General features: G+C 33.2%; 5 protein-coding genes and 1 pseudogene. All 6 read left to right on the top strand.

The annotated features are described in order from the left end of the window. Positions 1 to 462: 462 nt before the first annotated feature. The gene (locus Q0E20_RS01925) at positions 463 to 1,800 is read left to right on the top strand and encodes a hypothetical protein (RefSeq protein WP_295995473.1); all 1,338 of its coding nucleotides are present in this window, start codon (positions 463 to 465) and stop codon (positions 1,798 to 1,800) included. A gap of 247 nt (positions 1,801 to 2,047) precedes the next feature. After that, a pseudogene (locus Q0E20_RS09430) lies at positions 2,048 to 2,889 on the top strand (BRO family protein). Continuing rightward, complete coding sequence (locus tag Q0E20_RS01910; protein ID WP_295995464.1) at positions 2,879 to 3,253, top strand: hypothetical protein; 375 nt, start codon at positions 2,879 to 2,881, stop codon at positions 3,251 to 3,253. The pseudogene Q0E20_RS09430 and the gene Q0E20_RS01910 overlap by 11 nt, the downstream one beginning before the upstream one ends. 241 nt (positions 3,254 to 3,494) lie before the next feature. After that, on the top strand, positions 3,495 to 4,043 hold the full coding sequence (locus Q0E20_RS01905; RefSeq protein ID WP_295995461.1) for a hypothetical protein: 549 nt from the start codon (positions 3,495 to 3,497) through the stop codon (positions 4,041 to 4,043). A gap of 143 nt (positions 4,044 to 4,186) precedes the next feature. Next, complete coding sequence (locus Q0E20_RS01900) at positions 4,187 to 6,103, top strand: Eco57I restriction-modification methylase domain-containing protein (RefSeq protein ID WP_295995458.1); 1,917 nt, start codon at positions 4,187 to 4,189, stop codon at positions 6,101 to 6,103. After that, positions 6,103 to 9,372 carry a DEAD/DEAH box helicase family protein gene (locus tag Q0E20_RS01895; protein WP_295995455.1) on the top strand — a complete coding sequence of 1,090 codons (3,270 nt, stop codon included), beginning with the start codon at positions 6,103 to 6,105 and terminating at the stop codon, positions 9,370 to 9,372. Before Q0E20_RS01900 ends, Q0E20_RS01895 begins: the two co-directional genes overlap by 1 nt. The last annotated feature ends 14 nt before the right edge of the window (positions 9,373 to 9,386 follow it).

Here is a 9,386-nt window from a genome sequence, read left to right as displayed (position 1 = left end):
CTTTTCTTTTAAATTCATAACTATATCTCATGAAAATACCCCCTTTACTGGTTGTCCAGTAAAGGGGGTACATATCAAAATCGTACTATAGGCTTTTGTCATGTCTAATATATTATCTTCTATATCCGCCGCATCCTCTAAAATTTGAGTTTGGACCGCAATAATTTTGGTTGTCATTGTTGGATGTTGCATAGTTAGTATTGTTCGCATTGTTATCGGAGTTGTATTGTGTGTTAGTGTTGCAATTGTACTGAGAGTTATTGCATACATAATCGTAAGCAAATCCAGTAGATATAACAGCGGTTACGGCTAAAGCAGTCATGATGAGTATACGTTTTGTAAATTTCATAGTAATCATCTCCTTGTTTTTATATTTATATTATACTACTATGAGTCAAATAAAATATGATATTCTATACATATATACTATTTGAGAAAATTTATGTGAAAGGAAGAGTTTGTATGATGAAACGTGTATTGATGGCTACGCTCTGTTTAAGTTGTGTTACATTGGGTGGTCATGCAATTGATATTAATATACCTGGTGCAGATCCGACAGTATCAAAGGATGCGTATCAAAATTATCGTAAGACTGATGCAGATGCGCAGCAGATGGAACGGGAGGTTGAAAAGGATATAAAAACATATATGCCAAAAGAAGTGGTAGGTAACGGTGAATTAGATTTAAATGATGTCATTTATTCTAATCGTGAGTTGAACCATGCATTGGACTTTTCTTCATCCGTATTTATATTGAAAGAGGATGGGGCCAATGTAAAATTTACTGTGCCATACTCGAGTCGATATGGGAATACTGAGAAAGTTGCAGATGGTACACCTGCTTTCAGAAATGCAATGATTATGAGCCCTGACGGTGTGATGGCTTATGAATTACGTCATCAACCAGCAGGCAATAATTGGGAGGATAGTAAGATTCCTTATAGCAAATTGACTATTGATGATATGAAAGCTATCGCAGAGAAAACAGCTGGCGTATTTCGTGGTGATGACCATTCATTATATGCTGGTAAATTTACGTATCCTACGGTTGAAAAAGCAACATGGGATGTCACGTATGCTAAGGATGCACCAATGGTAGGAAGTCTTAATTTTACGATGAAAAATACACCGACAATTTCGTATCATGTGGGTTATAATTTTATGCCTAGAAAACAGTTTAGTGTGTTAAAAGTACAAGGTGTTGATAAGGCTAAAGACATAATAATGTCCCCGTTGGTAAACTATGTATTACCATCCATTGAACCAGCGAAGGATATTCTTTCAAAAAGCAAAGCTTTGAAAATTAATGATTTTACATTCTTAACGCTAAAAACAAGTAAAATGATGCGGGAAGATAAAAATAATTCGTATATGTATGTCTACGATAGCGATCAGTATAGAGAAGGTATCATGGTGATGCCAGTTGAGGCTGGAGATATACAACATTCAGAGAAGATTTTCCCAAAAGCCGTACGCAGTATTATCCTAACTGACAAGTATTCGATGCACCAACCAATCCAATTTGCTACCGTATGGAATGATGCTATGCCATCTGTATATATGCAAATTAAGCGCCCTAAAACAACGATATATATGTTAATATCCCATGATAAACAATACGTATACAATCACTTTATTATGACCTATAATACTAGCTCTTTAATCGAAAAAGATTTGCGAGATATTGTGCAATATGTAGACACTAATAACAATAAGGACTACTATAACACATTCCAAAGTGGGCTTGGGGCTAAGATGCCAAAAGACATGGTGACGGTTGATATTAAGAATGCGAAATAATAGATAATGTAAGGAATTTAAAAATACCTTATGAAGTAACTCTTACCATAGGTTAGATTTTTTCATGTAACTATAGGCTCTCTATTGCGAGGCATATGTCTTGTGATAGAGGGCTTTTTGTGTGTGATAAAAGTTAAAAAAGAGCTCTATTTTTCTAGAAAATATCTTTATTTCTTATTCTAAAAGGCTTATACTATAGATAATAATATAGAACATATATTTGTGTTTAAAGAGAGGAGGAACTGTTATGAGTGATGATATAAAGATATTTGAAGGTAGCCAAATTCGTTCTGTGTGGGATAACGAAAGGGAAGAGTGGTATTTTAGTGTAGTTGATGTGATAGGTTCTCTGACTGAAAGCAATAATCCGCGTGACTATTGGTATCGTGTGAAAAAACGTATGTCAGAAGAAGAACGAAGTGAGTTGTCGACATTTTGTCGACAACTGAAACTTAAGTCGACAGATGGTAAGTTATATAAGACTGATGTAGCTGATATGCAAGGTATTTTTCGTATAATCCAATCTGTGCCTTCTCCTAAAGCGGAACCGTTTAAAATGTGGTTGGCTGAAGTTGGTAAGAGCGTATTGATGAGATAATTGACCCAGAGCTAACTATAGATAGGGCCCTAGAAGGATATGCTAGAAAAGGATATAGCCTAGAATGGATTAATCAACGATTACAGGCCATTCAGGTTCGTAAAGAATTAACCGATACTTGGCAAGATCATGGTGTTAAAGCTGGTAATGAATATGCTATCCTAACGAATGAAATCTCTAAAGCTTGGTCTGGAATGACGACTAGAGAGTATAAGGACTTTAAGGGACTAAAAAAAGAAAATCTACGAGATAATATGTCTACTACAGAACTTATCTTAAATATGTTAGCCGAAACGGCTACAAAGGATATTGCGGAGGCAACTAATCCTCAAGGATTAGAGGAGAATAAAAAAGCTGCTCAAGATGGTGGATCTATTGCTGGTGATGCACGTAAATCTATTGAAGTTAGAACTGGTAAGCCTGTTATTACCTCTAAAAACGCTATAGACTTGGGACGACTAATTAGTGATGTGGTGAAGCATGATAGATGAACAACTTGAACGGATGAAACGGAAACGTAATTGTAGAGTCCATTTTGATGCAGATTCTTTTCAGATAGCTGATTGTACTGTAGCACCAGTACACGACATACCTGATGTAATACATGAAAATCAGGAGTTTGATTTTTATGTTGAGTCTACCTATGATGTATATCTGCTTCGCATCATACATAGTCATGATTGTGTTGTAAGTATTTATCCTGCAAAAGCTGAGGGAATCATATATATCGTAAGTTCTATACCTGTGTCTAAAGATAATATGAAAGAGACTATTCAAAAGATTTTACATGCGTTGGAGAAATATGGTTTTCCGAAATTGAAGAATCCGAAAAGTAGCACTACATTTAATCTATAGTGATAAAATAGAGCGTAAAGAAAATAATACCACATTATATAGGAATTTTTTGTCCCGTATGATGTGGTATTTTGTATAATATATATATGACTGTATACATTATAGAGTATTAAATCCCTTATTATAGATAGTACGTATATTGAAAGGATTATTTATGAAGTATCTTGTTTTATTTATTCATATATGTGTTGAAAAAGTTATTCAGATTAAATTAAATTTTAAGAGAAACTGGAAGTACATAATGAGAGAATTTAAAAAGGAGCCTATCCTGTATAAAAAAAGCAAAGTATTTCGCAAAAATTTTGTAAAGTATACTCGTCTATATAGTAAATTGTCAGAAGAGAAGCGAGATATAGAAGTTGAGTTTATAGAGAAATATGAAAGGTCTCTTGATATTATATATAAGACTATGATGTCTATGATTACAGCTTTTACGACTTTATTTATTCCATTTCAAGTAAATGTATTTATAACTGAAAAAAATCAAGAGATATATGGAATTATATTAGTTACAGGTGTTTCAATCATTCTAGTCGCTACTTTATTCTTATTTATTTTTCTTGTATTTTCTTCTGCACCAATAAAGCAATATCTAATTACATATGGGCTTTTCTTTACTTTATGGTGTGTGGTACTTTTCTCTCCCGTTTTAGATAATAATATTGTATATCATCTATTGTTAAGTAGCTTATCTTTTATTTGTTTATTATATTTAATTTGGAGATACTTATCTTATGAGAAGGATATCTTACTTGCACGAAAATTAGCCATACAAAAAAATAACTCATAAAATACTATTAGAGGACATTGTATTTTTTATAGATTACAACACCCTATTGAATTATTGTTCTATACAGTAATGTGTACTTTAAAGTTTAGATGAATAATTATATAATGATTACAAATGTAAGATTAATTTGAAATGAGGCTTATATGCAATTATTAACAGTGGATATTAGCGAAGAAGGGATTGCTAATGATTCTGGAACGCTGTTGACAATTTTATTAAAAGATCGGACTACAAATAAAAATATCGTATGGGCTTCTCCTTCTTACGAAGGTATGGGGAAGCCTTTTTGTGCTGACCAGCCTATTAAAAAAAATCTAATTATAGGTCCTTATGATTCTATTATTCAACCACGTGTTGAAAAAAATAAACGTAATCAAGAGCTACGTACGCGCAAACGGGGGGAAGTATTTACTCCATCTAGGCTTGTTGATAAGCAAGTATCTATTGTATTGAATGAATTAGATGATATTTCTTTTGAAAATTTTATTGCTTTACGTTGGTTAGAGCTTGCTTGTGGTGAGGGTCCATATATTGTAACTCGCTATGATTCTATTAGTGGAGATATTATTCCCGTTGATAAGCGTGTTGGGTTTTTAGATAGAAAATTACAAAGAATAGCGGAACAATCAATTACGGAAAAAGAGTTTATTAAGTGGTCAAAAATAGCTTATGAATCTACCTATGGATATGAATTACAAGGTGATTCATTACTATTGGCTCGCGAAAATTTATTATTATCATTCTGCGAACATTATAATCATAAATTTGGTAAATTACCGACTATGAAGGTGATCAAACAAATAGCAACTATTATCTCTTATAATATATTCCAAATGAATGGGTTGACTAAGAAGACCCCATATTCAGATGATTCAAAGGATAATATTCAACTCAATCTATTTGATGAAGTAAATAATCAAGAGAAGCAAGGGGATATGTTTACTCTTGTTAAAGATTGGAATAATAAAATGTTAGTATCTATGGATTCAATTTCTAAGGGAGATGAAATAATGAAATTTGATGTGGTAATTGGGAATCCACCGTATCAGGAAGAAACTGAAGGCGATAGTACAAGTAGTAATCCTATCTATAATTATTTTATGGATGAGTCTTTTAAACTTGCTGATAAGGTATGTTTAATTACACCAGCAAGATTTTTATTTAATGCGGGTCAAACATCTAAGAAGTGGAATAAAGAACGTCTTAATGATCAACATTTCAAAGTTTCATATTATGAGCAAAAAAGTTTTAATATTTTTCCAAATACAGATATTAAAGGTGGAGTTGCCATATCTTATAGAGATTCTAGTCGTGATTTAGGTCCTATAGAAATTTTTATAGCAATACCTCAATTGGCAGATATATTTAAAAGAGTAGTCAAGAGTTATAAATTTGGGTGTTCATTATCTACAATTATTTATCCACGAACAAGCTATAGGTTTACGAATAAGTTACATGATGATTATCCAGATGCTTACAAATATTTAAGTAAAGGTCATGAAAATGATGTATCTACGAACATTTTTGAGCGATTACCTTTTATTTTTTTTGATAATCGACCAGATGATGGGTTTGAATATATTCAGATATTGGGGAGAAGTAAAAATGAACGTATTTTTAAATGGATTAGACGAGACTATATAGTTAATCACCCAACATTAGATAAATATAATGTATTTATACCAGCAGCTAATGGAAGTGGTGCTATAGGTGAGGTTCTAGCAACTCCCCTTATCGGGGAACCCCTTATCGGGGAACCCCTTATCGGGATAACAGAAACTTTTCTTGCAATAGGTGCTTTTGAGTCAGCAGATGAAGCTAATGCCTGTCTAAAATATATTAAAGGTAAGTTTGCAAGAATTATGCTGGGAATTTTAAAAATAACACAACATAATACTGCTGAAAAATGGTTATATGTTCCCCTTCAAGATTTTACACCTAATTCAGATATTGATTGGTCTCAGTCCATCGAAAACATAGACCAACAATTGTACAAAAAATACAATCTTTCACAGGATGAAATAGATTTCATTGAATCAAAAGTGAGGGCTATGGACTAATGGGGACAGAGATAAAAACAGGGAAGGTTGTAGAACCTAAAATCTATGCATATACTACACCGCAAGTTACCACTAATGATGGATGGATTAAGATTGGTTATACGGAACGGGATGTGGAGACTCGTATTCGTGAGCAAACCCATACAGCAGCCATTCAAACAGAAATCTTATGGAATCATTTAGCCGAATATGTAGATGGACCAGAAAAAGGTCTAAATTTTAAAGACCATGACTTTCATGGTTTCCTAAAATTTCATGATATCCAACGTAGACCGAAAACAGAGTGGTTTTATTTCAATGGTACACCGGAGAAATCAGAAGGTCTATTTAACAAGTTTATTCATCATGATGTATCAGGATATCAACCAGGAAAAAGTAATGAATATACATTACGTCGTGAGCAAGACCAAGCCGTTACTAAAACAGTGACATATTTCACTAGTCATGAAAATAGTGAATTCTTATGGAATGCAAAACCTCGGTTTGGCAAAACATTATCAGCCTATGATTTAGTTAAAAGATTAGGCGTAACAAATGTTTTAGTACTTACCAATCGGCCAGCTGTTGCGAATTCATGGTATGATGATTTTGATCAGTTTATTGCGGGTAATACAGAATATAAATTTGTTAGTAGTACCGACTCTTTAAAAGACAGACCATCTATGAGTCGAGAACAATTTATTGAATATCTTAGTGAACATGATGAGGCAAAACAAATTGCTTTCATCAGCTTACAAGATTTAAAAGGGTCTAAATATTTTGGTGGCGAATACGATAAATTAAAATGGGTAGCCGATTTACATTGGGATTTAGTTATTATAGATGAGGCTCATGAAGCAGTAGATACACGTAAATCGGATTTTGCATTTAGCAATATACATAGACGTTGGACCCTGCATTTGTCGGGCACACCATTTAAATCCATCGCAAAAGGTCAATTTAGTGATGAACAAATTTATAATTGGTCCTATGCAGATGAACAACAAGCCAAGAAAAATTGGGATAGTACCTGTGAAAGCGAGAATCCATACGAAGCTTTGCCTCAACTGAATATGTTTACTTATCAAATGTCTAAGATGGTTTTAGATGTCATTAATGATGGTGTAACTGTTGATGGTGAAAACTATGATTATGCATTTGATTTGAATGAGTTCTTTGCCACTAATGAGAGTGGTGAGTTTATTCACAAAGAGGTGGTTATAGCGTGGCTTGATACATTAACACATAATGAAAAATATCCATTCTCTACAAAAGATTTACGCGATGAATTAAAGCATACATTTTGGATTTTAGATCGTGTAAATTCAGCTAAAGCTTTAAAGAAATTATTGGAAAATCATCCTACTTTTGAAAATTATGGAATTGTATTAGCTGCTGGTTCAGGTAATGCTTATGAACATAATAGTGATGAGGGAACTGAGAATCTTCGTTCTCTAGCGGCTGTTCGTAAAGCAATTAAAGAGAATGATAAGACAATTACACTTTCAGTGGGCCAATTAACAACTGGTGTTACAGTTCCAGAGTGGACTGGTGTTATTATGCTATGTAATATGAAGTCACCGGCTCAGTATATGCAGGCTGCTTTTAGGGCACAAAATCCATATTCTTGGACAGAAAAAGGTAAACACTATAGAAAAGAACGGGCTTATGTATTTGATTTTGCACCAGAACGTACACTGATTATTTATGATAAATTTGCTAATGATTTATCTATGGCAACTGCTAATGGACATGGTACAACTGATGAAAGAAAAGAGAATATCGGTGAATTATTAAACTTTTTCCCTGTTATAGCTGAGGACTCATCAGGTCGAATGGTAGAGATTGATGCGGCTCAGGTAATGAAGATTCCTAAGCAAATTAAAGCCCAAGAAGTTGTTAAACGCGGTTTCATGTCTAATCTTCTATTTGATAATATTGCTGGTATTTTTAGGGCGACTCAAACTGTTTTAGATATTCTAAGTGAATTGCCTGAAGCATCTCAAGGTAAAGTTGTTGTAGGAAACGATGACATTGATATTGTTGATGTTGAGTTAGATGATGATGATAATCCAATTGTTCTAGACGAAATCGTTATTAATAAGCAAGAGGCTTTATTTGGGGATAAATTAAGAAGTTCAATTACAAGCATTGAAAATACGATACGTAATGAAGATTTAAAACCGACATTGGAGGATATGCTAGCTCGTGTGACTGCACCTGTTATTACACCAATTGTTCAAGAAATGCAAGAAACGTATGGCCTTAAAAATCGTGCTGCACAACGAATTGAAAAAGATATTAAAGATGCAATTAAGACGGTAGCTGAAGAAAATGATAAGGCACAAAATGTTGCTATTGCACATAAAGAAGCTGAATATAAAGAGAAAATTGAAGCTGCTACATCAGAAGAGGAAAAGTTAGCGATTGAAACCGAACGAGAAGAAGCAATTAGTGCTGTAAAAGTAGAATATAAAGATAAATTTACGAAAGATATTAGTACAACATTACAGGAATTGCCTAAACAGATTATTAAACAGCAGGAAGTAGAAGCTCTACAAAACCGAATGAATAGTGATGAAGAAAAAATCCGTGGTCATCTACGTGGATTTGCTAGAACAATTCCAAGTTTCCTTATGGCATATGGTGATGAGCAGCTTACATTAGACAATTTTGATACCTATGTAGATGAAGATGTTTTCCATGAAGTTACTGGAATCACATTAGATCAATTTAGATATCTACGTGATGGTGGAGATGACTTTAATGGTCATTTGTTTGATGCACCGACAGTTAATGAGGCTATACTTGAATTCTTACGTAAAAAAGCAGAACTTGCTAATTACTTTGAAGATAATAAAGAAGATATCTTTGATTACATTCCACCACAACAAACAAATCAAATCTTTACACCTAAAAAAGTAGTAAAACGAATGGTTGATGAATTGGAAAAAGAAAATCCTAATATTTTTGCTGATTCAACGAAAACCTATATAGATCTCTATATGAAATCTGGATTGTATATTGCTGAATTGGTTAAACGTTTATACAACAATGAATCTATGAAACAACAATTTCCAGATGATAAAGACCGATTGAAACATATTCTTGAAAATCAAGTTTATGGTTTTGCACCATCGGCTATTATCTATCGGATTGCAACTAACTTTATATTTGGACCAATTAGTAATAATGTAAGTAGAAAGAATTTTGTACAAGAAGATACGATACCTTATGCTAAAGAAGGGAGAATACAGGACTTAGTTGAGTTATATTTTGAAGAGAACTAGTATGTTGTTATTTA

This window comes from uncultured Veillonella sp., assembly GCF_934230905.1.
Classification (GTDB): Bacteria; Bacillota; Negativicutes; order Veillonellales; family Veillonellaceae; genus Veillonella.
This window is presented reverse-complemented; position numbering and strand designations above follow the sequence as displayed.